This is a genomic window from Candidatus Bathyarchaeota archaeon (assembly GCA_026014685.1).
Classification (GTDB): Archaea; Thermoproteota; Bathyarchaeia; order Bathyarchaeales; family Bathycorpusculaceae; genus Bathycorpusculum.
Genome location: JAOZHW010000007.1, coordinates 458151 through 483459, shown reverse-complemented (window position 1 = coordinate 483459; position 25309 = coordinate 458151). Strand labels below are relative to the sequence as shown.

Below are 25309 nucleotides of genomic sequence, written 5' to 3'. Positions count from 1 at the left end.
GTTTCTATGTAAAGCTCTGCCCCTTTTAGCATGTTTCTTCTGTTTTTACATTAGTTGCTTATTACTTTTTGCTAAATTGCTAGTGGTTGTGATACTAGCAAGCGTTTAATTGCATTTCATAACTATCCCTTCTAGTACCTTAAGGAGAAAAAAAAGAATGAAAACCACAAAAATTTTTACAATATTGCTACTCGCAATCCTAGCGTTAGGAACATTTGCAGCAGTAACCGCGCAATATCCACCAATACCCGTAACTGAACTGAAAACATATTCAATCGTTGACGCAATCCCTGACAAAGTAGGCGTTGGCCAAACCACCCTTCTCAAAACAGGCATCACACAAGCAGTGGGCTCAGCCCAAGACGGATTCGTCGGACTCACACTAGTCATCACAAAACCAGACGGCACAAACACAACCTTGGGTCCCTTTAAGACAGACTCCACAGGTTCGACTTTTACACAGTACACTCCAGACCAAGTAGGCACCTACAAGATAACAAGTATATTCCCAAGACAAGAAATGCCTGTAACTACAGTGGATGCAGAAAGAGGATACACTATACTCAAAGGAACCATCCTAAAGGCAAGTAGTGCATCTACCACTCTAACCGTAACAGAGGAACCCCAACCAACATACCCAGACCAACCTCTGCCATCAGAATATTGGACACGTCCAATAGACGATCAGTTGAGAATTTGGGGTATGATTTCAGGCAACTGGGTAGCACGCCCCGACAACTCTTTAGCCCTCTTCAATCAAGGACCAAACACCCCCCACGTACTCTGGACTCAACAATTAACTTCAGGTGGCATCGCAGGCGGCCTTTTAGGTGACGATCCAGTTCCCGCAGGCATGGCTTCAGGCGACGCATATGAAGGCAAATTCACAAACACCGTCATAATAAACGGCGTCCTCTACTACAACACAGGACCCGCACCAGGCTTCTACGGCTCACTAGGAGCCAATAACATAAAAGCAGTTGATTTGCACACTGGAGAAACCCTCTGGCAAAAAGACAACGAATACCTAGCATTCGGTCAAGTATTCTACTGGAACAGCTACAACGTAGACGGCGTATACAACTACCTCTGGACAACCTCAACCACTTATGATGAATTCTTCATTCCACACACCACTTGGACTGCATACGATCCCTTTGACTTCGCCTATTGCTTCACTTTCAACAATGTACCCTCTGGAACACAAGTCTATGGTCCTAGCGGCGAGATTCTGATCTACCAAATTGATCTTGTAAAGAACCGATTGATGCTTTGGAACTCAACAAATTGCGGCCTACAAAACGTATTGGGCTCAAATTCACCTGAGCTTGGCAGCTGGGCAAGCAACGTCATGATGCGAACTTTTGATGCCTCAAACCCGAAATGCTACAATTGGAACGTCTCCATCCCCGCAGGCTTACAACAAAGCACTTCGTTCTTCACGCCAATCGCAAAGGTCTACAACGGTGACAGATATGTCTCACTATTCTTCAACCAAACCATGGTACGCGTCTGGGCACTCAACCTTGACGGCTTAACATCAACCTCCACATCAACTACAAAACTATTCGACCAAACATGGTCCGCACCCTCCGAGTGGCTAGAAGGCTTCAACACCCTACACTACACAGGCGCAACAAACTACGTCAAAGACGATACATACGGCGACGGAGTCATAGCAGTATGGAGCAAAGAATTAAGAACCCACTACGGCTTCAGCGTTACAACAGGTAAATACCTCTGGGCGACAGAATCTGAACACTACGGAGACCTCTACGGTTGGGGTAACGCAGAACACACCTGGTACTTTGCTTACGGCAAACTCTACTCAGTCGGTCTCGGCGGCATCCTCTACGCCTATGACCTCGCAAACGGCAGAACTGCGTGGACCTACAACCTCACCGATGCTTATGGTGAACCCGTCACTGGCAACAACTGGTGGGGCTGGATAACCCTCATCACAGACGGCAAAGTCTACATGAGCACAACCGAACACTCGGCAGAAAACCCGCTTCCAAGAGGCGCACCCTACGTATGTATTAACGCGACGGACGGCTCAGAAATCTGGCGCGTAAACGGCATGTTCCGTGCGACTCGTTGGGGTGGCAACAGCGTCATCGGTGACAGCATCATCGCAACCATGGATACCTACGACCAACGCATATACGCCATCGGCAAAGGCCCCTCGCAAGTGACTGCTACTGCGCCAGATGTCTCAGTTGAATTCGGCAAAAACGTAGTTATCAAAGGTACCGTAACAGATGTTTCACCTGGAACAAAGTCGGCTGCATTACAGATGCGGTTCCCCAACGGTGTTCCTGCAGTCTCTGATGCAAGTCAAAGCCAATGGATGCTCTATGTGTACAAGCAATTCGCGTTCCCATCTGACGTTACTGGAGTACCTTTGACGATTAGTGTGCTGGACGCTAACGGAAACTACCGAACCATCGGAACCACAACAACCGACGCTAGCGGCGCATACAGCTTTAACTGGAAACCCGATATACCTGGCAAGTACATAGTGTACGTGACTTTCCTTGGGTCCGAAGCATACTATGGTTCAAGTGCACAAAACGCTTTCTTCGTCGAAGATGAACCCGCAGCGACCGCAGCGCCAACAGCACCGCCAGAATCAGTAGCTGACATGTACTTCATCCCCGCAATCGCAGGCCTATTCATCTTAGTAATCATCGTGCTTGTGCTTGTAGTAGTATCGATGATGAAGAAACGGCCATAAAAACCAAACAAACACTTCCTCTTTTTCCTTTTTTTATTTTACCTTGAACCTTTTGTTTTTTGTAGTGCTACCTCGTCATTGCTCCAGAATAAAAATTTGGAATTCATAAACTTAAAATTAAATTTTTCTAAAACAAAAAAGTCCATGGTGCCAAAATGAAGAAACTCGCCACTCTACTGATAGCTCTCCAAATATGCGCTATTTTAACGCTTACAAACCTCGCATTTGCCAATGCCTCTTCCTCTTCTTGTCTAAAAGACGACTTATCTCTTGATTTCACCCAAACCCAATACAGCTTTATTGACCCAGCAGAAAGCTGGTTTATTTTTAAATTTAAAGCCACAAACATCGGAAACAATGTTCTGCTTACACACTTCGATCAATACTGCGTCGAAACCCCCCATAACCCTGCAGTTCAGGCGCCTCAAGGCGACGTGCTCTTGGCTCCTGGAGAATCCATGTGGTTCAAAATAGTTTTCCAAAGTGGACAGTTAGGTTACGACCCCAATGTTGAGCAGACAATTAACCGCACCTTTTGTTTCCAGTTTTTTGACAATAACCACAACTGGGATAGCCCCAACAACACTTTCCAGATAAACCAAACCATCCAGATAAAAGTAGTTAACGCTTCTCCCTCACAAGGCGGCACCTTAATTCAAGGCACAACCGTAGATGAGAACGGTAACCCTTTAGCTAACGTTTCAATAGAAGTAGGCTCATTCGGCACAAAACAACCTATTATGTCAGGGGCAAATGGTCAATTCGCAATCAGACTCTGTGAAAGCCCCGTTTACTTCTTAACTGCCCAAAAAGAAGGATATTACGCAAAAACCCTTGAAATCGACGGCAACCACATACAACAATCATACGTTGTAACTCTTACCCGCAACCAAGTCTCCCAAACAGTAACTTCAACCTTAACTAAACAATACTCGGGGACCATAGGTTTTTGGAGATGCACCGCTACAGCTGACGAAAGTAAACTTTTACTAGTCAATGGGATGGAAAACTGGGAAGATGAATCCATCAAGACCCAATCAAAACTTTACCTGCTTAATACTGCTACAGGCAACATTATTTGGACTCATGACATGGGCTGGGAATCATGGACGGCAGACATCACTGACGACGGCAAATACGTGGCCTTTGGAACAAAACTTGAAGGCTTCCAAACAGGACCCCCAGGATTCGTTAATTACATACGTTTACTGAACGGAACAGACGGCACAACCATATGGGAAAAGAAAATTACAACACAAAACTTCCCCAACTCCACCGAAGGCGAACATTATACTCGCGCCGTAAAATTCTCACACGACGGAAACTACCTCCTTGTACCCGTCCACGGCCCATACGCTTACCTGCTTAACCGAGAAGATGGCTCTATCAAATGGTCTGTATGGATCGGTTCAGAAGTAAGAGAAGTCCTATTCACTAAAGATAACCAGTACGTTTACATTCCCTCAAGCGGCGGCTGCCTCTACAAATTCAGGGTCGTTGACGGCTCGCTGGTGTGGCGGCAATGGATAGGCTGCTGGCCGTATGTTAACGGTTTTGACCTGTCCCCTAACGAAGCCTATTTAGCGGTAGCAACAAAAGCAGGATACTTCTCCTTAATCAACACATCAGACGGCACCGTAAGGTTTACTACAGATTTGCACAACGGTTTTTCTACCTGCCGCTTTTCACCCGATGGCACAAAAATCTTGGTTGGCGGCGGCTTACTGACTATGTTTGACCTCAACGGTAACGTGTTGTGGCGTTGCTATGAAGATTTCACAGATCTCCGCTTTTCAGGTGACGGCAAATTAATTTTCCTCGCTAACGGCGCAGTCCTCGATGCTAGTGGCGCAAAAATTTACGACATTTTGCCGGATGCAGGTAGAAGCACAAAGGTTGGTTGGGTCAACTCAAACGCGACACGGTACATATTTGCAATTCAGGACACCCGCTCGATAGATGCAGTGAACATAATCGAAGTGTACACCGTTAACACTCAAGAATCGAACTCGCCGTCTCCGTCTCCTTCGCCAACCCCAACCCCCCAAACATCAGGCACATCCTCTTCGTCATCAAACTCTGCTGGCTCTAATATCATTCCAGAATTCCCACCAAGCATAACAGTGGCTGTTATGTTGCCTGTGGTGTTAGGTATAGCCGCGGTTGCTGCTAAAAAGAGATCATCGAAAAGCGACAATACGAAAACTTCAACTTAAAATTGATGTTGGGGCCTGGGAAGGATTCGAACCCCAGAGAAAAAGGCGATATCGCCAATAAAAATCGTTTTCTCCGCAAAAGCTCCTCCTTTTTACGAACCAATGGGGGTTATCAGCCACTGCTATGTCGCAGATTAACTTATATCTTTTATATAATAATGCACCATACGGACTGTTATGCGATCAAACATTCCAGTAAGCGCTAGGTTCACCTTTCACAATGTTGGACAAGGTCTTTTTTATAGCGGCAAAATAAACAACTTTAACTTTATTTACGACTGCGGATCAGACAATAAAAACCAGATTGAATCGGTAGTTGAAAATTACAAAAGGAATGACTTGCAAGGTGATCATATTGGTTTACTGGTCATTTCACATTTACACTCAGATCATATAAATGGACTTTATTCTTTATTATATGATTCAATTGGATGTCAAACAACCATTGACACCGTTATGCTTCCCTATTTAGAACCAACAGATCGACTTATGGTCGCCTTAGAATCCAGCAATCCACCCGAATGGTTGCGTGATTTTTGGGCAGATCCCATTTATTTCTTGGCAAGAAAAGGTGTGAAAAGGATAATTCTCTTTGGGCAAAACGAGCCTAGACCTCCTGAGGACGACTATGTGTTTCAGGATTACCGTTTTAATAACGAAACGGATGACAAGATAAACGTAGACAAACTACCGGATGATGAAGACTTGATTCATAAAGTCCAAACTACCGAGAGCTCGGTAGTCTCCCGAATGATTGCCGATAGAAGGCTATCTGCAAAAAGGCATGATTCAAGTCTGCTGTTGGCTGGCTTTTGGATTTTTAGATTCTTCAACCGCAAGGTGGAAGATGCCTTTAAAACTCGCTTTGAAAGCTGTGTACGAAGCGTTAACGGCAAGGACAGCTTAGAAGAAATCATTCATGATAGGAAGAAACTGGGTGCTTTACGACACTGCTATAGCAAGCTTGGTGGCGATTTTAACGATACTTCGCTTGTTTTATATCACGGTCCGCTTCGAGGAAAACCACTCCAAGCAAGTTTTGCTGGCTCTTTTCCATGCCGATATCTCTCTTTTATGACAATCCAATCCGCAGATAAACTGACAATTCTTCATCCGTCAGCGGTTGACTATCTGCTCACGGGCGATATTAATCTGAATCTTGCTTGGCCCCAGATGAAAGTTCATTTTGGAAGTAAGCTTTCACGGCTCGATATGGCGCTTGTCCCACATCATGGTTCATTAAAGAATTGGAATCAAGATGTTTTGAAGACTACTACCAACCAATGTTGCTGGGTTATTTCAGCGGGTACTAACAATAAGTATGGGCATCCTGATAAGGGCGTTTGCTCGGAGATAACTAACAATGGGAATACTTTTAGATGCACTAATGAGGCTATCGAAATATTGACTAGAAGTTTATTATATCCCTGAAATAAATCAATTTGAAAGCGACTGAAGATTGCGAGAATACGTAGATTGTCCAACAACCCCTACGTGTTTTCCACAAAAATCGGATTCAAGAAAGATTTTGTTATTTTGTTATAATATAATTTTATTATATTATGTTTTTAATATATTATTACATATATATATTAATAACACAAAACTTTATATTCTTAATTCAGCGATAGAGGAAAGTGTATTAACATTGCCCACAATTAATATCGATGAAGACGACAAGAGTCTTGTAGAACAGCTTAGGAAAGAAATGCCTCTCTTAGACGGAAAAGTGCCGAGCGCTAAAACTACAGTGTCGCTAGTATTGGAGTTTGTAAAAGAAAACAAAGCCAATTTCGTTATTTGGCTTGATAAAAGGAGTGGGCAAAAACGTTAGGTTTTTATGTTAAAAGGAGGGAATGTTGTAGTTGATTAGAGGTGAATCTGGGGTGAATGAAGCTACAAGAAAAAGAATTAGTTCATTACGACTTCAACTTTGCGAAAAACCAGCTATAACATGTGCACATTGCGGAGTTCATATACATGAAGCTATTACTGGCAAATACGAGACAAACAATGGAATTCTTTGTCGTCGCTGCTTTAGCGATGCACTTGGCAATGAAATAGAGCTACATCCAGTTAGAGCGATGCCCCCAGAGAAGTTAGCATAAAATATACAGTAGCAGTGCAGACGTTGGATGTATATTTAACAGAGGATATCTTCAGTCGCCTATTAAAGTCGCTTGCTTTTGAGCTACGCCAATATTATGGTAAGAACCTTCCAGTTCTCATTGGAGTCGGAATATCTGGCGTTGAGATTATCGGTCGATTACCTGAGATATTAGAAGATGAAGCGATTGAGACCTATACATGCGACGTCGTAAGAAAAGGTGACGCTTTAGAAGTAACAAATTTTCCTGGGGATAAGATTAAGGACAAAAAAGTCCTAATTACTTACGTACGGGTTGATACGGGAAAAACTCTCCGGATTGTCGCTAATGCTGCCCTGGCTGCAGGAGCAACCGATGTGAAAACAATGAGCATAGCAGCTAGAAACACAGCGATTTGTTTTCCCCATTTCTTTTCAACAATCATTCATGAAGAGGACAATTACTTCCTATTACTTGAGGGATATCCACCTGATATAGAGTGGGCTTACCCACCGGTTTTAATGCCGCCTGGCGATTTTTTGCGTGAATTAAACTATAATGACTGCAAAAAACGCTGGCCAAAGTGCGGGGACCCACGAATAGATAAATCTGAAATTGGAGAATACCTTTACTTCTTGAAAATTAGCAAGAAAGGCAAAGTATTTGTTGTTGAGGATGGAGACAAACTTCTTGCAGTACTTCATTTCATTCACTTGAACCCTAAAACAGTCAAGGTAGAAACTCTTGCAGTAGATAAGGAAGTTCAGGGCAAAGGTATTGGAAAGCAACTCTTGCTATTTTTCATAGATTATTGTAAATTCAATGGGGTTTCATCGATTTGCCTTGATGCATTTAAGGAAAGAGAAGCATTTTATGCTAATGTGGGTTTCCGAAAGATAAAAGAATTCAAGATTCCTACTTATGGTGAATTCAGCGTCATGCAGAGGAGAGTTAACTAGTTACGACCTTTAACAGAGAGGAAACAGGCAAAGCAATAATCCAAATGCTTTATGACCAAGGTATGATTGAGACTTGGTATAGAGGCAACCCTAAAGGATACATTCTGAGAGCAAAAATTTGGAGTCCCATTTACATTAATCTTAGACCGATGGGAAGTAAGAAGACAAGCAAACAAATACTCTGTGATATAGGCGGAGCCCTCGGAGGACTTATTAGTACAAAAACACCTGCAGTTACAAGAACTGTTGGTTTATACATGGCTGGAATTCCCCTAGCTTCAGCTATTACTATTTCAACAGGTCTTCCATCGTGCTATGGCAGGCACATAGAGAGTGTTGAGGATGTCGCAGATTTTTATAAAAAATTGCCCGATTTGAAAACTAAGCTCAGCAGCCATGGGCACCATGCTTTAGTCGAGGGTGACTTCCAGAACGGAGATAAGGTTGCTATAATCGATGACTTAGCAACAAAATTTAACACTAAGCTTATCGCAAAAGCGCAGATCCTTCAAGCAGCAAAGGACAAAGGCGTAGAAATAACGTGTGATGATGTCGTTGTACTGATTGATAGGGAACAAGGGGCAACCGAGGCCGCCAAAGAGAATGGCATGAACCTTTGGTCCTTGATACGACTCAAATCTGAAGGTGTTCATTGGCTAGAGGAAAAAATGGACAAAATAGAATATGAAACCGTGGTTGACTATCTAGAAAATGAACAAAAATATCAAAAGCCTGAAATGCAAGAAACCCTGCGGCAAATTGCCCTGAAAAAATAATAGTCTATAGAGCAACGCTAAATCGATGTGGATATGGAAACTTAACCCATTTGTATCCAGGTTTCCAATACGTTTGCGATTACGAGAAGGGCGAAATCTTTCGAAAGCCCAAATAGCGGCTAGCCGGGTGTTTGTCCAAAGGTATGTTGTTGGCGCCGGGGAAGGGATTCGAACCCCTGCGAGCACGAAGCCCACCAGCTATCCCGCCAGTAAGTAATCTGGCGCCCTTTGATATGATCTCGAGGCTGGCGCGATAACCACTCCGCCACCCCGGCCCAAGCCATAAGATTGCGGTTCTGGCTAAAAGAGTTTTCAGTAAACAGCGCTCATAATCCAACCATCTTCTGGAAATGCCCCCAAATCTGCAGCGGATTAAACGCCACCCCGCCAAATGACAACACAAAAATCATAAACACCAACCAAACCAACGTGACCTCAGACTCTTCTCTGCGCTGAGGCACCAGCACGTAAACGAACAGGAAAGGTAAATACCAGTTCTGGAAGTAAGGCAAAGTGAAGCTAGGCAACAGCAGAAAAAGAGCGCTAAACGAAAGGAACCTGTTTTTGTTAAGCATATATACTGAGTAAGCGATGGTGGCGCCAAGTGTCAGCAGTACCGCAGTTGACTGCATCGACCAACCGATTTGGGCATGTGGCATAAAGGCGTTGATGCCGTTTAAAACAAGCTCCGGACGAGTAGCCAGCAGGTAAGGTGCACTCAGATAAGCTGTGAAACAGCTTGCTGCGGCGAGTATCACGCCTAAAACTACAGGTTTATTCCTAACGACTCCTGTTAAGCGGTTGGTTTTCAGCAGTTCCAGAACTCCGACAGCGATGAAGGGCAACAGAAAGATGCCTGCTTGATACTTAAACAACACCGAAACCGCAGTTAACAACACAAAACGGTCATAGCGGCCAGTTAGAAACATAAAAACTGCTCCGAGCCCAAAAACAAACGCTACCGAATCAAACATCCCGTTGGCTGCGTAAACCACAAGTGACACATAAGCGATGTATAGTCCAACCAACTTCCAAAACAGATGCATATCTTTCTTTAAGAACACCTCCAAAAACAGGTACAGGCAGAGGTGGGCGAAAACCAAGAAAACCGCTATCTCCAGCTTATACACCAAAACTGCATCCACCCCCGCCTGCAACAACACGCCAAAAGGCAGAAACAAAGCCACACTGCCAACTGGGTAAAGATGAGGCATCTCAGGCCAAGTTACAAACATAAACCGCGAATTATCTTGGCTTGCCAAAGTGTCCAGAGGTTGGCTGAATATGGCTAAACCGTCCTTTAGGAATAGGCTTGCAACGTATGGGTGGCGTGCGTGGTCGGTGTACCAGTTTTCAAAGGTGCCCAGCGGGTTCGGGTTGAAAGCTAAAACCAGAAACCACAACACCAAAGAAAGCGCCAGAAGTGCTATTAAGCGGTGGCGGTTGGTTTGGCTGATGGTCTCCAAACCGTTTTTGCCTTGCCCCAGTGCAATCCGATTGAGGATGCCCATTTTTAGGATTACAACCGTAACTGCAACTAAACTGGCGAGGAACATGATTTTTGCGGGTGTGTCCATCCAAGCCAGCGGATGCGTAACTTCGGGTTCATAGACTGAGACTTGGAATCGGACGGTTCCACTGTTGGTTTCGTTTGTGGTGAAGACTGCTTCATAGTAGTCTGCTCCAGCGTTAAAAGCGTACGTGACATTCTGCGTGGTGGAGATGTTGAAGCGGTAACCGTCGTAAGCCACAACCGAGAAGTTCTTAACGAAGACATCGTTACTGATGACTTTTAGGGTGAGGTTTTCGTCGCCGTGAAATGAACCGATGCCTTGTCGGCGCACTTCGTTTGGACTCAGGTGAAAGCTGTCGTCGATTATGACTACTGAATGGTTTGCGCCTGTTGTCACTGGATAGATGCTGACAACCCCCAATGCGACGCTAACCGCTAAAAGAAAAACTGCAACCGCAAAAGCCTTGGTGCTGCCCCTTTTCAAGTTAACTTGTCATCTCTAAAACCCTAAAGACGCCTTGGGGGCTTTTTAAATTTTTAACCACACCTAAGAACGCCAAACAGCCTTCAGAGTGTAGGAGAGGAAACTTTGGATTTCCGTACAAGTCAACTTGGACTTACCCTGCTTGCGGTTAACGAACAAAACAGGTGTCTCCTTGACCTCAAAGTGGCCGAGTGCTGCTTGCCGCACGGTTTCTATTTGAATCTCATAGGTGTGGCTGTGAAGGTGGTTGATGGCGGATTTTAGAAATTCGGTGGAGTAGCAGCGGAAGCCGCTTGTACAGTCATGAAGATCCAAGCCTAGTGCTGTGCGGGCGATGGCGTTGGCTGTTTTGCTGATGATTTTTCTTGAAACTGGCCAACCTTGGATTTCTCCGCCTTCACGGTAGCGGCTACCTATGACGATGGCGCAGTTGCAATCCCGCATGGTCGCCAGAAGTTTGGGGATGTCTTGGGGGTTGTGGGAGTAGTCGGCGTCCATGGTGAAAACGTATTTTGGCGGATAGGTTGCTGAGAGGTAATATCTAAAGCCGTCGGTTATGGCGGTGCCTAAGCCTGATTTTTTTGGTCGGCTGCAAAGAACCACGTTTGGGTGCTGTTTTTGTTTTTCTAAGACGATTCGGGCGGTTCCGTCGGGGCTGGAGTCGTCTATGACGAGGATGGATGTGTTTAGGTGCAGGTTTTCTATGTCGTCTATTAATCTGGATATGTTGTCGGCTTCGCCGTACGTTGGCAGAATGACACCGATTTCCGAGTTTGGTGCTGTTCCCATTATTGTGCAGTCCATAAAGGGTGCCAATGCAATAGCAGTATGTATGAATTAATAAACTTTAAGCGAGCTATCAACTTATTTTTGTATTTTCTGCTTTTTTAAATAATATCCCAACGGGTGATAGATGCGACGGCACAATTCGTCACGGTTTTTGCATACCCCATGCGTCTGTAGAACTGAGCACTGCGGCGGCTTGTACTGGGTTGCTGAGCCACGTTCACCTGCGATGTGTTCAATTTGGTAGCGGGTTAAGCGTTCGTTGTAGTCGGAGAAGGTTTTGTACATTTCGTTTACTGCTTCAGGTGTCATACCTATGTTGAGTAGGAAAGAGGTGAGGGTGAAGCGTCCGATGTGGCTGAGATGGTGGGCGGCTGCGGCTTCGGCGTAGAGCGCGTTTATGCAGGGTGGGAAAGCTGCTTGAACCACCACTTTGGGCATCTCTTCTGTTTCTTGCCCCATGATGTCTTGGGCTAACGCGTTGAGTTTGTAGGCGATTATGTTTATGTCTTCGGGGAGGTTTTTGAGTTCAGCTATGTCGAGGCGTTTTTCTATGCGGTTTTTGATTTCTTCTTGGAGTAAGCGTGCTACTTTGTCTTTATTTAGGTAGACTTTGCCTTTGTCGATGATTTGGTTGACGAGTTTCCATTCGTTGCCGTGCATGTGGGCGGCGTTTTTTAAGTAGAAGGTGAAACCGATGCGGAAATCTTTGTAGGCTTCACTGCCGTCGGAGATGTCCCAGTCGAAGTCTTTAGCTATCGCTGCAATTTTGGGTTTTGGGTTTTTTTCGTTTAACAGTTGGCTGTAGGCGGTTTTTGCTACTGCTAAAGCGTACCGTTTTTTTATCCACGGTTTTTTGGTGGCGATGACTAAAATCAGAGAAGCGGCAAAAGACGAGATTTCTTTGCGCCTATCCACATCCATCTGGCCTGTGGTTAGGTCGAGGATGGCGCATTCCACGCGTTTTTGGGCGCGTTCCAGAACGAAGCGGTCTTCGACGAGGTTTTGGATGGTTAAGTCTAGTTCCTTGATTTGTGATGATGCTTGTTTAAGAAAGGGGTATTTGGCGTAATCCTCGATGGAAATTACGGCCAATTCCATTTTGTCTTTGCGCCTATTCGGTTTCGATTCTGGGCGCTAAGAAGAAGGTCAGTTTTCCCTCTTTTGCCTGTTGGAAGTCGATTTTTATGGGCATGTCTGTAGAGAATTCTAGGGTAGCTATTTCGCTGCTTGCTGATGCGGCTTTGATGATTTCGCTTAGGTAGCTGAGGCTGAAGGTGGCTTTGGCGTTCTCTTTGACTTCGAGGTCTAGGAGTGCGTCGGTGCCTTTTTGGATGGTTATGGTTGCTCCCATGATGTCGCCTGTTGCGCTGAGTGTCATTTTTTCTGGTTCTGCTTCGATTTTGACGTGGTCGCTTACGAGTTGTGCGTCTTCGATGGCTTGGCTTAAGCCTGTGGTTGTGGTTTTTGCTTTGACGTTGAAGCTGATTTTTGGTGTTGGAACTTCTTCTTCGCTGGGTTCAAGCATGCTCATGGTGAATTTTCTGGCGTACTTGCCCATTATGGTGACGAGCAGTTTGCCTGTTTTGTCGTCGAGGCTGAGTTCGACGGATTCGTCTTTGCCTGCTCGTTTTAGTAGTTTGAGGAGTTCGCTTATGTTGAGGCAGATTTTTGTGGGTTCAGTTGCCTCGTATTCTTGGAAGACGCTTTTTGGCCATTCGAAGTCTATCATGGCAACGCGTGATGGATCCATGGCTCGTAGTTTTAAGCCGTCGGCTTCAATTTTGAATGTGGCTTCGTCAACTAGAATTGAAATGGCGGTTGCCATGTCTCTTAGGAGTTTAGCGTCAGACACTTTAAGCTTAAACATACCTCTTCCTCGCTCAATGCATACACAACTGGGTTATATTAGCATATCACTGCAGTTTTGGTTAATAAATTTGTCCCGAAACCTCCAAAATAGGGTGCAGCAAACACGAAACTCGGCTGATTGGCTTCAACTTGATAGAGGCCTGTGGTGAATTGTTGCTCTGCCTGCTTCACTGCAAAAACGCTGCTCCAAATCCCCAAATATGGGGGGCTATGGCGACCGCAAATTTATCTTTCAAACGGGTTATGCGTTTTTAAGAATGAATACCGCTTGAAGTAATCGATGTTTTCTGTGAAGATTGTCTTTACGTTGTTTTCTTTAGCAATCACAGCCAGCACACAATCAAAAATCTTAGCTCTGTCAAGTTTAAGCTTCTTTACAAGCTTGAAGACTTCCAACAGTGCAACTTCTGAATGGTTTAATTTGTCGATATTGTTGCTTTCCCAAAGGTCGATACATAAATCGGCTGCTTCAGCAATTGGCAGGGGCTTCTCAACTCTTTTTGGGTTAGTGACTACCATAAATAACTCATAGAGGATTTGAGGCGTTAAGCAGGCTTTTGTTTCTCCCTTCAGGGCTTTCTTTAGAATGTTGGCGGCTTCTTGTTGATGAGGTGAAGACTTGTTATATGCATGCACCAGGATGTTTGTGTCAAGTAATATCTTCATAGATTTCTTCCCTTGACAAGGTTCCCTTAATTGTCCCCATATCTGGAGGGTTGTCAAGTTTTTCCAGTGCCCTCTTGGCTGCACCGCATCTGCGTACTACACTTAGTTTTACTGTACCTTTTTCAACGATTTCGATATGCAACACGTCTCCCTCTACTATACCTAGTTTTTTCTTTATTTCTTTAGGTAAGTAAATTTTGTTTTCGTAGTAGGTGGTCTCGGTCACAGGGCACCATTTTACCCAATTAATTGGGCAAAATAAACTTAACCTGAAGCCGCCCCTAAACAACATAATTTAACATTTAATGGGACCAGTTACATGTTAAGTATTTTCACAGCTTTCTGTGCAGCCCTCTTCGCACCCTTTCCAGCTATCATGCCTTTTTGAATGCCGTTTAAGAGTTGCAGTATCATACCCTGCTTCACATGCTCCACCATCTGCTCCTCGCTGATGCCTGGTAGCCGCATGCAGTTCCCGATTTTGACGTTGTAGGCTGCTATGCCGTGTTTTTTGGCTATGTGGTAGAGTTTAGAGCCGATGATGGGGTTGGTTATGGACCAAGAGATGTATTCGATGAGGTTGTCTTTGAGGCAGTTTTTGGCGAAGTCGAGTGTGTTTTGGACTTCCTCAGGCGTTTCGTATTCGAGTTTGCCGTTGGTTTCCCAAGCGTTGTAGAGCATCAAGAACCCATAAACTTTAACCCCGTGCTTCTTGAGCAATTCGAGGGTGCGGATGTTGTCGGCTTGAGTGGCGTTTTTGCCGATACCCCGCAACACGCGGTCGTTAGCAGACTCCAACCCGATATGCGCCAGCCAAACATGCACGTCATGCAGCTTCTTGGCCAGTTCATCGTTAAGTTTGTCAGCGCGCAGGTTACACTGGAAAATCAATCCCTTCAGCTTTAGTTTCTCGATTTCGCATAGAACCTCAAGCGCCCACTTTATGTCTACGTTGAAGGTGTCACTGCGGATGTAGATTTCCCGTATGCCCCTGCCGTAGAGGTACTGGACTTCTTGGGCGATGTTCTTCGGCGACCGCATACGAATCCAAGGCTTTTCGAGTTTCCAGACGGGGTTGCTGCAGTAGGTGCAGTAGTTGGGGCAGCCGCGGATGGGCAAAAGGTAGGCCATACGTTTCTTTCTGCTTACCGCGACATCATAGTTCTCGAAGTCGATCAGATCCCAAGCAGGGAAAAAGTCTATGTCGGTCAGCAGGGGGCGTAGACCGTTGTTTTTTTGGCGGTTAACAGTGCCCAAAACGTCGATTATGGGTTGGTTGGCTTGGATTCTTTGGAGCAACTCGGTTGTTGTTTCTTCGCCTTCGCCCACGATGCAGACGTCGATGGCGGTGTTTTTTAAGACGTCCTCGGGGTCGATGGTTGGGTGCGCACCGCCAGCAGCCATAACCATGTCCAAACCCAGCGCCTTCACCTTGGCGATGGTTTCAAAGGAGAGGTCTCTTCTCGGAGTGGTGAAAGAGATGGCGTAAACGTCAGGTTTGATTTGCTTAACTTTCTCTAAGTGCTCCTCGAGGGAGAGAAACGGCTCAAGATAGGTAAATTCAACGTTTGATAGGCGCTCTCGGGCGTAGCCGATGATGTAGAGAATGCCCAAATTCGGAGATTCAGTTACGGCTTCCCCTTTAGCTTCTTTTCCAAACGGGGGGTCAGCGAAAACAACTTTAAGCTTCCTTTGGGAGGTCATTTTTTCTTGTTTCACCGAAGCGCCATCCTACAACACACTTTCCAACCCCGCGTATATATCTTGCTAAAAAACGCCTACACCCATCGTCTAGCAAACTTCTTTAGTTGCCAAAAGAAAAAGAAGAGACAACCCAACTCAAAAGAGACTGAAACGCTTGGCCAAGTTCCTAGTCGTTCACCCATACCTCGACATATACGGCGGCGGAGAACGCGTCTGCCACAACGTAATCAAAACCCTCCTCAACCACGGGCAGGACGTGGAGCTGTTAACCTTTGACTTCGACGCAGCCAAGTACCGCGACATCGTCGGCGAAACCTTTCCCAAACAAGTCGCTATCCACTCACTGGGACACCGAACCGACGAGAAACCACCGTTCACCATCTACAAGCGACACCGCAACTTCGCCAAACTCCTCAAAAAATACCGAAAACAACTAAGCTACGACTACCTCTTCTCCACCCAATCCAGCTCGCCTTTTGAACCCGTTTTCCTAAACAAAGCCAAAAAAAACATCGCCTACGTGCATTTCCCCGAAATCCACTACGACTACGCAAGGGGCACACTGAAACGGAAGCTGTATTTGTGGCTGTTTAAGCATTGGGTGGAACAAGGCATAAGCAAGTTGGATTTGGTTTTCTGCAACAGCAACTACACAAAAGACGCCCTCACAGCCCTCTGGAAGACGCATGGCGCCAAAGACCCCATAGTAGTCTACCCGCCTGTGAACCTCGAAAAGTTCTGGTGCGACAAACCCCTCGCCCAACGCAAAAGACGCGTCGTGTACGTGGCCCGCTTCATCCCTGCCAAGCGGCATGAAATCCTAAAACAACTCGCCACGGATTTGCCACAATTTGAGTTCGTAAGCGTCGGCGGCCTAATCGAAGCAGAAAAACAATGGTTTGAACGATTCAAACAAAGCCTCCCCCCCAATTACAACCTAAAAACCAACCTGCCCACTCCAGACCTGCTGGAGTTGCTTCAGGACAGCCGTATCTATGTGCACCTCATGGAGGGAGAACACTTCGGCATCGCGCCAGTGGAGGGGTTGGCAAGTGGCTGCGTGACAGTGGTGCATGACAGCGGCGGTATGAGGGAATTCATCCCAGCCCGGTACCGTTGGCAAACGGTCGAGGACTTGAAAGAGAAAATTCTGCGGTTTATGGATGCTGAGAACACGTGGGAGCTTAAACGTAGAGAATTATGGAGCAAAATTGGGATATTGACGCCTGAGGCTTTTCAAAACAAGGTTTGGTCTGAACTCCAGAATTCTATTGATAAGAGTTTGCATTGAACCGTTATATATAGGCACAACCATGTAAAATTAAGCTCCCAGCAAACTAAGATGTAAAAACAACACGAGCAAAATAGGAGTGTGCTTCGATGAAAGATGCCAAAGAAACCTGGTGCATCCAGATAGACATCACCAACCGATGTGAAAAAAACTGTGCAAACTGCACCCATCTGATTTCACACGCTCCGAAATGGGATATGGACTTGGAAACCTTCAAGAAAGCGGTGGACTCACTTGAGGATTGGCCCAAAGTTATCGGTATAATTGGCGGCAACACAACTCTTCATCCACAGATTAAAGAATTCACAGAATATTTCGCGTCAAAAATCCCAAAAAAAGAACAAAGAGGGATATGGACATCGAATTTCTTCGGAAAAGAAGCGTTCATAAGAGAAAACTACGGTGTTATCTACTACAATCCCCATTCAGAAACAGTTGTTCACCAACCAATTCTATGCGCCAGTAAAGATTTAATCAAGGATGAGGCAACACGGAACAAATTTATAAGCGCATGCTGGCTTGCCGACCAATGGAGCCCAAGCATTACCCCAAAAGGGTGTTACCGCTGTGAAGTTATGGGCGCCTTTGACATGATTCTGGGGTACAACCTCGGTTTACCCATAGAAAAAGGCTGGTGGAATAAACCGATTTCCGCGTTCCAAAAACAGATTTCAACTTTCTGCCCGCTTTGTTCGGTTTGTATACCGCTTAAACCTCGTCGAGATCGGGACCACAAAGATGACATCACTGCTTCAAACTTGGAATTGTTCAAAAACTCTCCACGAATAAAGAGCGGACAATATGTCCTTTTTGACGAGGAAAAATTCAAAATATCCGAGGTTAGCTTTGAAAAGTGGCAACCTGAGCGATATCGTCGACCAACCCTCATTGAGAGTTTATACAAATCTTTTAAGAGGAAACTCAGGAAATACGTTAAATCCTAAGAGGACACAATTTTTGTAAGTTACAAGAATTTTTAAACAAGTTCAGCAAATGTGATTTTATGATTTCAGGGTTCATGATAGTTAAAAACGTGCTGGAGCAAGGTTATCCCTTTGTTGAAGCAATAGCTTCTGCTTTGCCCGCATGTGACGAATTTTTGGTTTCAGATGGATACTCAACAGACGGGACCTTTGAAATCTTGGAAAAAATCGCCAAAGCAAACTCAAAAGTTAAGGTTTATCGTTATCGGTGGCCTGACAAAAAAGACATGACTGTACTGGCTGACGTTACCAACGAAGTACGAGGCAGATGCCAACATGAGTACATCTTTTCGATTCAAGCCAACGAAATAATCCATGAACAAACAGCCAACTATATCAAAGTTCTGCCAAGCATTTACCCGGACGTTAATACATTTAGTTTTCCCTTCGTACAATTGTTGAACACTCGCAAACTAAATGAAGAGTACCGATTTCGCTTTTCGAAAAATCTGCCTGAAGTAATTGCCATCGAAGATGCATGGAGGTTGGGTTTAGATAAAAGGTACCTGAGGAAGAAAAAAATTAAAGCCTTTTTAAACCCAAAACGGCTTTCCAACTATTTAGACAAAGGCATAGAACTTGTATATGGTAATAATTGTCATGATCACCTCTCTAGGGCGATCTATTTACCTAAACATATCTACAGGTATTGGGCGCTTTTTCCAGAGATGTTCCTAAAAAAAGCCAAACGACACGCAGAATACTTTACCATGCCTAAATTCCAAGAGGCATACGAAACGTTGAAGACCAAGACAGATGATTCTGAGTTTTGGAAACTGGCTTCAGAGTTTTTGATGGACATACAGTATAAGCTTAGGTATCACTATCCTGAACCATACGGTTTCGTAGAAAGAAAGGAACATCCGCCGATTATTCAAGAATTCATCGATAACCCAAAAATCAAGCAGTACTACGTGCGTGAGGAATTGTTCGATCAAATCAGTAAGCTATGATAGCTTTACAGATAAGTTTTCATAAAAGAAGCAAGATAACAATGCCACGTTAATGCCACGGCTAAACAAGTGGAGTCTTCTTAAGTGACTGAAATTCAAGCAACGATAAAACTCAGAATAGATGTTGATTACCCTTATCCCTCGTCGAGGAAGAAAAGTTTTTTCTATGTGGCATTAGGCATCAAAAACAGAAAGGGAAAAGATTATCTTAGAAATGCCCGTGTCATCGCCAAAATGGTAAACGAATCGCCCAAAAAGGTGAAAGCTTACTGGTTCTTTACGCCGTATACGATTCCCGATAAAAAACTTTTGGAACTGCTACAGCCGGATAGACATGAAATCGGATTACATATAGCTAACGACGCAGAAAAAGAACTAACGAGTCTAGAGAAGGGAACTGGAAGAACCGTGAACTTCTACACATATCATGGTACCTCCAACAGGTTTGCGCAACTACTTTGGAAACGTAAACTTGGGCAAAAGCAATCTTCAGTGCCCAATGGTTTCCCGTTGCAGTCTTTTCATGAATACAAAACTACCAGCTTAGATACTAGAATATTTGAGGTTGGACTGGATACCGTAAAAGAGGAAATTAAAACGTGGTTAAAGGAAGGTACAGTGATATCTATTCATCCAGAATGGCTATTCGTTACTGGCAAAAAAAACCACAGAGGCCGCTACTACGAAGCACTAAAATTTTTGCTTGAAGTGGATGATGAATTTGACTCTGTCCAAGTTAGAAAGAAGTTCTTTGTAAAGATAGCTAAAGATAACCAAGAATACGAAAAAAATGCCTCTCCAACTCAAGCTTTCATCGAAAAACTTGAAGAACGCAGGGTGGATATCTACACTTTTCTAGAACGCGCCTGGTGTTGCCCAATAACGAATCCGCAGAGTAATTGGTTGCGAACGGAAGACAATGTGGGTTTGTTAGAGATAACAACCTTTGATGACTGGTTCAGTTCGGTGGGTAAGAAAACCCGCAATATGGTTCGGCGAGCCGAAAAGAGCGGTGTAAAAGTCAAAGTGGTCGATCTCGACGACAAGTTGGTTGAGGGCATCTGGAAGATCTACAATGAAACACCGATTAGGCAGGGTCGAGCCTTCCCGCACTATGGAGAATCACTCAAATCCGTAGGCGACAATATGGCTATGGCAAAAAAAGCCACTTTCATTGGAGCCTACATTGACGACGAATTAGTTGGTTTTATCCAGATTGTCTACGGTGACCAAATCGCCATCATCTCCCAGATCCTCTCGTTACAGAAACACTGGGACAAAGCCCTAAACAATGCTCTTCTAGCCAAAGCAGTAGAAGTTTGTGCGGCCAATGGCAACAGGTGGCTTATGTATGGCAGAATCGGAAACCACCCCTCATTGGATACTTTCAAGGAAAACAACGGCTTCAAAAAGTTTCCCATTGCGCGTTACTATGTGCCATTAACTTCGAAAGGTAGAGTTGCTATACGTTTGGGGTTGCATCGTGACCTCAAAGATGCTCTGCCACAGTGGCTAAAGGGCCCGCTTATTCCTGTTTTCAGCTGGATAAGCAGAAATAAGGCTAAGGTTAAAAGACGCCTAAGAAGCCGCCAATAACATACTGAAAAAAGGGTAAGAGGTAATATTATTAGCCTGTTCACGTAAAAGAAATTAAAGGTTGATAAGTTTGGTGAAATCCAAAAAAGTCCTTGTCACAGGCGGAGCAGGCTTTATCGGCTCATGGCTCGTTGATGAACTTATTGAAAGAGGTCACAAAGTCGTAACGGTTGACGATCTAAGCGGAGGCTACGAATCAAACGTTAACAAGAAAAGTAAATTCATCAAAGCAGACCTTCGTGACCGCCAAAAAGTCGACACAATTTTTAGTGAAGAAAAATTCGACATAGTTTTCCATTTAGCTGCCTACGCAGCAGAAGGGCAATCAATATTTTCACCCATCGAAATCAACGACATAAACTTAACACCTATGAATAACCTCTTAGTTGCTGCGGTCAACAACAACGTCCAAAAATTCGTTTTCACCTCTTCAATGGCAGTCTATGGGAGCCAGCAACCACCTTTCAGTGAAGAAATGTTGCCTATGCCCGAAGACCCATATGGATGCGGCAAAGCTTACTGTGAAAACATGCTCAAAATATTTGCTCACACGTATGATTTTGATTTTGTAATTATACGGCCCCACAACGTTTATGGCCCAAGACAAAACATCGCTGACCCCTTCAGAAACGTATTGGGAATTTGGATAAACCGAATTATGAAGAACAAAGAACCCTACATTTTCGGTGACGGTAAACAAGAACGGGCTTTCTCTTACATCGGCGACGTGGCACCTGCCATCGCTAATGCAGGCTTAGAAAGTAAAGCTAACGGCGAGACAATTAATGTTGGCAGCGACGAGGTTACCTCAATAAACGACGCTTGCCAAGTTGTCTTAAAAGCCATGAACAGCAAGCTTAAGCCTATTTATCAGGATGCAAGACCCGGCGAAGTGAAATACGCGTATTGTACTAGTGAGAAATCACAAAAGCTACTCAACTACAAGACAACGACGAACTTGAAAAAGGGCATTGAAATCATGGTTAAGTGGGCAAAAGAGGTCGGTCCTCAAGAACCAACCTATAGGTTGCCGCTTGAGATAACAAAGAAAGCGCCGCAAGTTTGGAGAGAAAAACTGGTTTAGCGGTGCCTATAACTTATTTTCTTTGTCTATACCTTGTTGAAAATGAACTGTTGAAATAGAGCCCCCTTTTGACTTTGTAATTTTAAATCCTGCTTCTAGAAATTTCGAAGTAACCGCTTTTCGAACTTGCAGGCCATGCAGCTCAATAATGTACTGGGGGATTTTTCTCAGGACCTCACTTGGAACTGTGGTAAGACATATTTCGGCTCCTTCGCAGTCGATTTTTGCAATATCGGCTTTGCTCTGATTTATTATGTCTGTGATGTTCGTGATTTTGACAATTTCTTTTCTAGGTTGATCGCTACCTTCATAAACTGGGTCGAAAATGCTAAGCGCCGTGATAGTGTTTTCATTACCAATTCCAGAGCAATGAATTTCAGCGTTAACATGGTTAGAGCTAGCGTTCTTTTCGATTAATCGGCAATATTCATGGACGGGTTCATAAACGATAACTTTTTTTGCTCCTACCATGCCAAAGTAGACGGCTGATTCGCCCTGAAAACCACCAATATCAAGGACAACCCTATCATTAAAGTCTGCTTCGTACGCACCTGAATTCAACTCTTTGAATATCTCCAACATTCTAAAGGTGCCTTCTAGTTCGAGTTTACCCTTTTTTATTCGGAAAATATCTTCATCGACCTTAGTAATCTGATAATTATTCTTTTCAAAGAAATCTGCAAGCTGGCACATTCTGCATACTATTTTTAGATTTGCTGTCATCTTGAAGTCGCCGAAATCCGCCTCGAATAGATCATAAGTCACTTGTCTGATTCCATATCTTTTCAGTAAACTAATATTATCTCGGGCATTCCTAAACTGTGGAAATGTAAGTTCCAGTGTAGGACCTCTTCTGAATTGAATTTTTTTCCTGTCAGGGTAGGGTAAACAATCAAGTGGTTTAGAGGTGACAGTTAATGTTTTTATTAGTCCAGTTAAAGTAACCAATTACATTCCTTTCCATTTTGGGGGGCAATACCAAGGTTGATGATTTTTAATTATTAATCTTCAGAAGACTGAATCTATATTCGAAATCCATGTTTCAATTCAGCTCTTTGGAGATGGTACTGGTTGATTTTTGACTCAAAGGTTTTTTATAAATAGACAAAAGCTATACTCAACTGTTGAGGAGTCACCTGTTGGTTTATCCGCTTACCTACGTGGTCATCATCAACTGGAATGGCAAAGCCATCCTGCATAAATGCTTGTTAACCTTCTTTGCCAACACCAAAAGCGACAATTGCAGAGTCATCCTAGTGGATAACGGAAGCACCGACGGCTCAGTCGAGATGCTGCAAAAAGACTTCCCACAAATCCAACTAATAAAAAACAACTCCAACAAAGGGTTCTCAGCAGCGAACAATCAGGGTATCCGAGTTGCCCTTGCAAACGGCGCCGAACAGGTTTTACTGTTGAACAATGACATAGAAATCACTGACAGCCAATGGCTCGAAAAACTCACAACCGTATTGGAATCTGACCCCCAGATCGGCGTTGCTGGCTGCAAGCTTCTTTTTGGGGATGGGCGAATTCAGCATGCCGGTGGCGTTATAACGCTTCGAGGGGCTTCCCATCGTGGTGAACGCGAGGTTGACGGGGGGCAGTTTGATAGGGTTGAATTTGTGGATTATGTTACTGGTGCAGTGTTGCTGATTAAGGCGAAGGTCATTAGAGAAATCGGGTTATTAGATGAGGGGTATTCTCCTATTTACTGTGAGGACAGCGATTGGTGTGTCCGTGCAAGACTCCGAGGCTACAAGATAATCTACACTCCCAAGCCAACGCTGATTCACCATTGCGGCGTTGACACCGCGAAGATGGGTTCCAAAAAAGCGTTCATTTTCAGGAAAAGCGCCATCCGATTTTTCTTACTCAACTACCAAACCAAAGACATCCTGAAGCGTCTTGTTAGGTTCGAGTTTCCATCAGTCATAGCTTGCTTTATTGGCCGTAACAGAAAAGGAGGCTTCCCCCTTGTCTTGCGTTCTGACGCTTCGAAGAGACTTGCGTTTCTTGTTGGCACATGGAGCCCCAGCATACGCGACCTCAGAGGCATCTTGGCTAAACGTCAGCAGAGGTTCCAGTACAAAAGAAAACTGCAACTCTCCAACTAAACAATGCGCTCGTAGACTGTTGCCAGTTGCTTGGCAACCTTGTTTGCTTCAAAAGCCTCCAAAACCCAGACGCGTCCATTGCGTCCCATGCGTTCCCGCTCTTTTTTGTCAAGCAAAAGCTCATCTAAAGCCGAAGCAAGTGCTGGGGGGTTTTTTTGTTCAACCAATATGCCTGTAACGCGGTTCTTGACGATTTCGGGGATGGAGCCTGTAAAGGTGGAGATTACGGGTTTTTCGGTTGCCATGGCTTCAACTATTGAGTAGCCGAATTGTTCCGCCCAGAAATCTGTTTCGACACTTGGCAAACAGAAGATGTCAGCTAAGTTGTGGACCTGAGGCATTTCTGAATACTTGACGCTGCCGAGGAATCGGAGGTGGCCTTGTATTTTCAGTTTTTCAGATAGGTTGTGGATTTCTGTTTGCATTTTTATTGTTCCAGTTCCCGCGATTAGCAACTCAACATTTGCATGATTTTTTAGTACTATTGAGAACGCGTGGAGTAAGTCGAATATGCCTTTTTCGGGGGTCAGGCGTCCCACAAAGAGGATTTTGGTTTTATCCTCTGAAACATTAAACCTGCCGGGTGCTGCTTTGGTTGTTGGTTTGAATCTTTGGCAGTCTAGACCTGCGGGGATCACCGAAATTTTGTCTGGGTTGACGCCTTCTATGGTTAGGGCTTCTTTGGCTTTTTCTGTTATGGCTATGAAGTGGGTTACGTGTTTGCGGTTGTATTCTTGGATTTTTAGGTAAGGTTTTCCCTTGACGTTAAAGGGGAGGTTTTCCCACTGTGTTGCCACGGTTGGTTTGCCTGTTTTTACTGCTTGGTACGTGAAGGGGTACCATATGTCTGCTGAGTGGATGATGTCGAGGTCTTTGGCTATTTTGTTTAAGCCGACTACTCGGAGGTTCCAGGATTCAAAATTGTACTTTGTTGCTTTGCCGACTAGGGAGAACAAGGGTTTTAGTTTGCCCTTTGTAAGTGACCGAAGATTGTGACCCGCCCTCAATGGGAAGCTGATGTCTGAGAGTTGTTTTACTTTGTCGCGTGTCGTTATGCCTATGGGTTGATAGCCAAATTGAGGTAGTTTCTCAAAATATTGCCCTTCATATGGGTTTAGGTTTGGTCCCCTCAAGACACCGACTTTTCGCAAGTTAAACTTTACCTGTGGTTTATGATTACTCTTTATGTTGGCTAAAAATGCTTGTGTAAAAACAGATCAGAGTAAAAGTTTAGCTAGGAAGTCCATGAGTTCGGGTTTACTTAGGAACCCTCGAAAGATGGCTTTGCCGCTTGTGTAGAGACGAAAAGAGCGGTTTTCGTAAGTTAACTCGAAGATGATGCCTGCAAGGTTGTTTTTAAGCGTGGCTTTCTTAAGTATGTTGGCTATGGCTTCGTCTTTTTTTTCATACTTGAAGTTAACAATCAGATCGCTTTCTGCGCCGCAAGTGCCCTCGATACGAGACACATAGTCAGCGACAGTTGACATA

21 protein-coding genes and 1 tRNA gene are annotated in these 25309 nt (G+C 44.4%); 11 read left to right on the top strand and 11 right to left on the bottom strand.

Features of this window, described 5'->3' with window-relative positions:
• The first annotated feature begins 157 nt into the window (after window positions 1–157).
• The 5 genes from NWE96_06885 to NWE96_06865 all read left to right on the top strand — a co-directional run bounded on the left by NWE96_06885 (window position 158) and on the right by NWE96_06865 (window position 8775).
• A complete protein-coding gene (locus NWE96_06885) occupies window positions 158–2737 on the top strand; it encodes a hypothetical protein (protein MCW3983705.1) in 2580 nt (859 codons plus the stop codon).
• Between the two features lie 155 nt (window positions 2738–2892).
• Window positions 2893–4953, top strand: coding sequence for a PQQ-binding-like beta-propeller repeat protein (locus NWE96_06880; GenBank protein MCW3983704.1), 2061 nt, complete (start codon window positions 2893–2895; stop codon window positions 4951–4953).
• Window positions 4954–5130: 177 nt separating this feature from the next.
• On the top strand, window positions 5131–6384 hold the full coding sequence (locus NWE96_06875) for an MBL fold metallo-hydrolase (protein ID MCW3983703.1): 1254 nt from the start codon (window positions 5131–5133) through the stop codon (window positions 6382–6384).
• A gap of 700 nt (window positions 6385–7084) precedes the next feature.
• Window positions 7085–7999, top strand: coding sequence for a GNAT family N-acetyltransferase (locus tag NWE96_06870; GenBank protein ID MCW3983702.1), 915 nt, complete (start codon window positions 7085–7087; stop codon window positions 7997–7999).
• Window positions 8000–8061: 62 nt separating this feature from the next.
• A complete protein-coding gene (locus NWE96_06865; GenBank protein ID MCW3983701.1) occupies window positions 8062–8775 on the top strand; it encodes a hypothetical protein in 714 nt (237 codons plus the stop codon).
• Between the two features lie 150 nt (window positions 8776–8925).
• On the opposite strand, the gene NWE96_06860 is transcribed toward NWE96_06865, so the two are convergent.
• From NWE96_06860 to NWE96_06825, 8 genes are all read right to left on the bottom strand, one after another.
• Window positions 8926–9050, bottom strand: a tRNA-Ser gene (locus tag NWE96_06860).
• 51 nt (window positions 9051–9101) lie between these two features.
• A complete protein-coding gene (locus tag NWE96_06855) occupies window positions 9102–10772 on the bottom strand; it encodes a hypothetical protein (GenBank protein MCW3983700.1) in 1671 nt (556 codons plus the stop codon).
• 63 nt (window positions 10773–10835) lie between these two features.
• The gene (locus NWE96_06850; protein MCW3983699.1) at window positions 10836–11576 is read right to left on the bottom strand and encodes a polyprenol monophosphomannose synthase; all 741 of its coding nucleotides are present in this window, start codon (window positions 11574–11576) and stop codon (window positions 10836–10838) included.
• A gap of 60 nt (window positions 11577–11636) precedes the next feature.
• On the bottom strand, window positions 11637–12659 hold the full coding sequence (locus NWE96_06845; protein MCW3983698.1) for a DNA primase large subunit PriL: 1023 nt from the start codon (window positions 12657–12659) through the stop codon (window positions 11637–11639).
• Window positions 12660–12672: 13 nt separating this feature from the next.
• Window positions 12673–13428, bottom strand: a complete 756-nt coding sequence (gene pcn / locus NWE96_06840) for a proliferating cell nuclear antigen (pcna) (protein ID MCW3983697.1) — start codon at window positions 13426–13428, stop codon at window positions 12673–12675.
• 227 nt (window positions 13429–13655) lie between these two features.
• The gene (locus NWE96_06835; protein MCW3983696.1) at window positions 13656–14096 is read right to left on the bottom strand and encodes a PIN domain-containing protein; all 441 of its coding nucleotides are present in this window, start codon (window positions 14094–14096) and stop codon (window positions 13656–13658) included.
• Window positions 14080–14322: an AbrB/MazE/SpoVT family DNA-binding domain-containing protein gene (locus NWE96_06830; GenBank protein ID MCW3983695.1), complete on the bottom strand. Its 243-nt coding sequence runs from the start codon at window positions 14320–14322 to the stop codon at window positions 14080–14082. Before NWE96_06830 ends, NWE96_06835 begins: the two co-directional genes overlap by 17 nt.
• Before the next feature lie 89 nt (window positions 14323–14411).
• A complete protein-coding gene (locus NWE96_06825; GenBank protein ID MCW3983694.1) occupies window positions 14412–15800 on the bottom strand; it encodes a B12-binding domain-containing radical SAM protein in 1389 nt (462 codons plus the stop codon).
• A gap of 154 nt (window positions 15801–15954) precedes the next feature.
• On the opposite strand from NWE96_06825, the gene NWE96_06820 reads away from it, so the two are divergent.
• The 5 genes from NWE96_06820 (at window position 15955) to NWE96_06800 (ending at window position 21707) form a co-directional block, all read left to right on the top strand.
• A complete protein-coding gene (locus NWE96_06820) occupies window positions 15955–17091 on the top strand; it encodes a glycosyltransferase (GenBank protein ID MCW3983693.1) in 1137 nt (378 codons plus the stop codon).
• Between the two features lie 89 nt (window positions 17092–17180).
• Entirely contained in the window at window positions 17181–18035 is an 855-nt protein-coding gene (locus tag NWE96_06815) for a hypothetical protein (GenBank protein ID MCW3983692.1), read from the top strand.
• A gap of 59 nt (window positions 18036–18094) precedes the next feature.
• A complete protein-coding gene (locus NWE96_06810) occupies window positions 18095–19027 on the top strand; it encodes a hypothetical protein (protein ID MCW3983691.1) in 933 nt (310 codons plus the stop codon).
• 84 nt (window positions 19028–19111) lie between these two features.
• Window positions 19112–20623 (top strand): GNAT family N-acetyltransferase, encoded by a 1512-nt coding sequence (locus NWE96_06805; protein ID MCW3983690.1) that lies wholly within the window; start codon window positions 19112–19114, stop codon window positions 20621–20623.
• A 73-nt stretch (window positions 20624–20696) separates the two neighbouring features.
• On the top strand, window positions 20697–21707 hold the full coding sequence (locus NWE96_06800; GenBank protein MCW3983689.1) for an NAD-dependent epimerase/dehydratase family protein: 1011 nt from the start codon (window positions 20697–20699) through the stop codon (window positions 21705–21707).
• 6 nt (window positions 21708–21713) lie between these two features.
• On the opposite strand, the gene NWE96_06795 is transcribed toward NWE96_06800, so the two are convergent.
• Entirely contained in the window at window positions 21714–22655 is a 942-nt protein-coding gene (locus NWE96_06795; protein MCW3983688.1) for an FkbM family methyltransferase, read from the bottom strand.
• A gap of 191 nt (window positions 22656–22846) precedes the next feature.
• Between NWE96_06795 and NWE96_06790 the strand changes: the two genes are divergently transcribed.
• Window positions 22847–23821: a glycosyltransferase family 2 protein gene (locus tag NWE96_06790; GenBank protein ID MCW3983687.1), complete on the top strand. Its 975-nt coding sequence runs from the start codon at window positions 22847–22849 to the stop codon at window positions 23819–23821.
• On the opposite strand, the gene NWE96_06785 is transcribed toward NWE96_06790, so the two are convergent.
• Together NWE96_06785 and NWE96_06780 are read right to left on the bottom strand one after the other, a co-directional pair.
• Window positions 23818–24972, bottom strand: coding sequence for a glycosyltransferase family 4 protein (locus tag NWE96_06785; GenBank protein MCW3983686.1), 1155 nt, complete (start codon window positions 24970–24972; stop codon window positions 23818–23820). The two genes, NWE96_06790 and NWE96_06785, sit on opposite strands and share 4 nt — an antisense overlap.
• Before the next feature lie 66 nt (window positions 24973–25038).
• Window positions 25039–25308, bottom strand: coding sequence for a hypothetical protein (locus NWE96_06780; protein ID MCW3983685.1), 270 nt, complete (start codon window positions 25306–25308; stop codon window positions 25039–25041).
• Between the last annotated feature and the right edge of the window lies 1 nt (window position 25309).

Excerpts from the sequence above, each read along its gene's own strand:
- NWE96_06885 (MCW3983705.1), top strand. The coding sequence starts at position 158 with ATGAAAACCACAAAAATTTTTACAATATTGCTACTCGCAATCCTAGCG.
- NWE96_06880 (MCW3983704.1), top strand. The coding sequence starts at position 2,893 with ATGAAGAAACTCGCCACTCTACTGATAGCTCTCCAAATATGCGCTATT.
- NWE96_06875 (MCW3983703.1), top strand. The coding sequence starts at position 5,131 with ATGCGATCAAACATTCCAGTAAGCGCTAGGTTCACCTTTCACAATGTT.
- NWE96_06865 (MCW3983701.1), top strand. The coding sequence starts at position 8,062 with ATGATTGAGACTTGGTATAGAGGCAACCCTAAAGGATACATTCTGAGA.
- NWE96_06850 (MCW3983699.1), bottom strand. The coding sequence starts at position 11,576 with ATGGACTGCACAATAATGGGAACAGCACCAAACTCGGAAATCGGTGTC.
- NWE96_06845 (MCW3983698.1), bottom strand. The coding sequence starts at position 12,659 with ATGGAATTGGCCGTAATTTCCATCGAGGATTACGCCAAATACCCCTTT.
- pcn (MCW3983697.1), bottom strand. The coding sequence starts at position 13,428 with ATGTTTAAGCTTAAAGTGTCTGACGCTAAACTCCTAAGAGACATGGCA.
- NWE96_06835 (MCW3983696.1), bottom strand. The coding sequence starts at position 14,096 with ATGAAGATATTACTTGACACAAACATCCTGGTGCATGCATATAACAAG.
- NWE96_06825 (MCW3983694.1), bottom strand. The coding sequence starts at position 15,800 with ATGACCTCCCAAAGGAAGCTTAAAGTTGTTTTCGCTGACCCCCCGTTT.
- NWE96_06815 (MCW3983692.1), top strand. The coding sequence starts at position 17,181 with ATGAAAGATGCCAAAGAAACCTGGTGCATCCAGATAGACATCACCAAC.
- NWE96_06810 (MCW3983691.1), top strand. The coding sequence starts at position 18,095 with ATGATTTCAGGGTTCATGATAGTTAAAAACGTGCTGGAGCAAGGTTAT.
- NWE96_06780 (MCW3983685.1), bottom strand. The coding sequence starts at position 25,308 with ATGTCAACTGTCGCTGACTATGTGTCTCGTATCGAGGGCACTTGCGGC.